This is a genomic window from Streptomyces sp. NPDC045701, assembly GCF_056432045.1.
Genome location: NZ_JBWKJV010000175.1, coordinates 1 through 2012, shown reverse-complemented (window position 1 = coordinate 2012; position 2012 = coordinate 1). Strand labels below are relative to the sequence as shown.

General features: G+C 68.5%; 3 protein-coding genes. All 3 read right to left on the bottom strand.

Annotated elements, in window-relative coordinates:
* Window positions 1-83 precede the first annotated feature (83 nt).
* Window positions 84-305: a hypothetical protein gene (locus AC07DW_RS34210; RefSeq protein ID WP_478861490.1), complete on the bottom strand. Its 222-nt coding sequence runs from the start codon at window positions 303-305 to the stop codon at window positions 84-86.
* 329 nt (window positions 306-634) lie between these two features.
* Window positions 635-1675: an FUSC family protein gene (locus AC07DW_RS34205; RefSeq protein ID WP_478861489.1), complete on the bottom strand. Its 1041-nt coding sequence runs from the start codon at window positions 1673-1675 to the stop codon at window positions 635-637.
* Window positions 1672-2012, bottom strand: a 341-nt coding sequence (locus AC07DW_RS34200; protein WP_478861488.1) for an ATP-binding protein, incomplete at its 5' end; no start/stop codon positions are given. The genes AC07DW_RS34205 and AC07DW_RS34200, both read right to left, overlap by 4 nt.

The window sequence follows — 2012 nt, the reverse complement described above, 5'->3', positions numbered from 1 at the left end:
TCCGCCTCGACACCGAGCCTGCGCTTACGTCCCCGCCTCGCCATCAACACACCCATCATGATCAAGGAGTGTTGCGACAAGCGTTAGAACCCAAGCAGGACGTCGATGTCGAAGTCGTAGTGGCCGGCGAACCCGACCGCTTCCGGGTACAGCGGAACCGCCTCACCCGGGGCGACGTGGCGTCGCACGACGGTCTTGGCCCGGTCGTAGACGATCATCATCGGGACGCCGCCGAAGTGCGCGAACGCGCGGCGGTGGCAGTCGAAGAACGTCTGCAGATCCTGGCTTTCCTTCGGGATCCCCATGCGGGCAACGATCTTGCCCTCGTCGCCCCAGTCCACTTGGGCCTGGGCACCGGGACACCTGAAAACTGATTTCACCGGGTCAAATGGGGGCCACGTCTTCGGCGGGAAGGGGCGCCGGGGTTGGGCTGTTCGTGGCGGGGATGTACCGGACTGTGCTTCGAATTTTTCGGTGGGATCGGGAGCCACTGATCGGGTGGGCTTCCGGCCGGGGCGGAGTGTCTGGGGGGCTTGTCGGGGAATGTCGTTAGCGTGTGGCTGCGGGTCCCGGAAGCCACCTCCCTGACAAGTCGTGGCCGGGGCCCGGTTGCATGCGAGGCAGAGCCTCGGGTTCATGGCGCGAGGTGTTGCTCAAGGTCATCGAGGATGCGCTGGAAGGGCCTGCGCAGGGCCGTGGCGCCGGGGCGGCTGTCGGCGCGGGCGTAAGCTGCGAGGGTTTCACGGGCCGTGGTCTGCGCCTGGCGCGGGTTTACCTCCTCCAGGGTGTCCGTGATCGCTTCGGCGGTAGATGCGGCAAGTCCGGGCAGGTGCCGGCGGGCGTCATTGAGGACCGGGACGAGGTCGTCCCTGCCGGTGAACGCGGCGGTCTCTGTGGCCAGGACCGTCAGGTGCGGGGTGAGCCGGTCAGCGGTGGCGATGGCGCGGGCCAGGCGTGTGACTGTGTTGCGGTGCCGGCGGCGCAACGGGTTGAAGCGCATGGCGCGTTCAGCCTCGCGGGCCCGGACGGCATGACCGCGGATCGCTTCGATATCACTGGTGACGGCAGCCAGGTTGTCACGGGCCACGTCGGCATCGGTGCCGAGGACCGCGGTAGTACTGGTGAGGGCCTGGATGAGGCGAGTGCGGGAGTCCGCGGCGAGAGTGGCAAGGGTATGGCGGGGATCGGGGGGCCACAGCAGCGGCGCGAGCAGGATTGTCACGGCCGCTCCTGCTCCGGTCTCCCAGAGGCGGTGCAGGGCGTAGGCGTCGGGGGAGGTACTGGCGAAGACCAGCAGGGAGGACGCCGGGACCTGGGCGTTCAGAGAGCTGCCGGCCCGCAGGACCATTCCGGCAGCCAGGCCCAGGGCCACGACCAGAGCGAGCGCTGCGGTAGAGGGGTGCAGGACGTTCAGAACACCGATCCCGATCAGGACGCCCGCGACGACGCCCAGCACGCGCTGGAGAGAGGTGGCCAGGGCAGTCATGGGGTCGCCGCGCAGGGCCACGAGCGGGACGATCGCGGCGTAGACGGGTGGCTGGTCCGCTCCCAGCCACAGGGCCGTCTGCCAGGCGGCGGCGACCGTGACCACGATCCGTGCCGCGGCCGGTCCCTCAGTGACGATGATGTCCCGGGCACGGACGGATCTCTGCGTGCGGGCGCCGTGGCTGTTCATCCGTGAGTCTTGGCGCGGCGTTCACTCTCGGTGGCCTGGTAGCGGTAGGAGTCTGTGCCGGTCTGGATGAGGGTGCAGTGGAAGGTGATCCGGTCGGCGATGGCCGCGCAGAGGCGGGCGTCGCCGAAGGTCTTGTCCCACTCGGTGAACGGGGAGTTCGTCGCGACCGCCGTGGCTTTGCGTTCCTCGCGTTCGGTGAAGATCTGGAACAGCAGCTTGGCGCCCTTGCGGTTCAGGTTGAGGTGTTGGGTCGGGGACGAGACGCCGTGCACTGTTTCCAGTGCCGGTTTTCCCGTCCCCGCCCGCCGAACCGGACGTGCCCGTTGGCCGAGCATCC

What these genes read in the sequence shown, in the direction of transcription:
- AC07DW_RS34210 (WP_478861490.1), bottom strand. Translation starts at nt 305, where the DNA reads ATGGGGATCCCGAAGGAAAGCCAGGATCTGCAGACGTTCTTCGACTGC.
- AC07DW_RS34205 (WP_478861489.1), bottom strand. Translation starts at nt 1,675, where the DNA reads ATGAACAGCCACGGCGCCCGCACGCAGAGATCCGTCCGTGCCCGGGAC.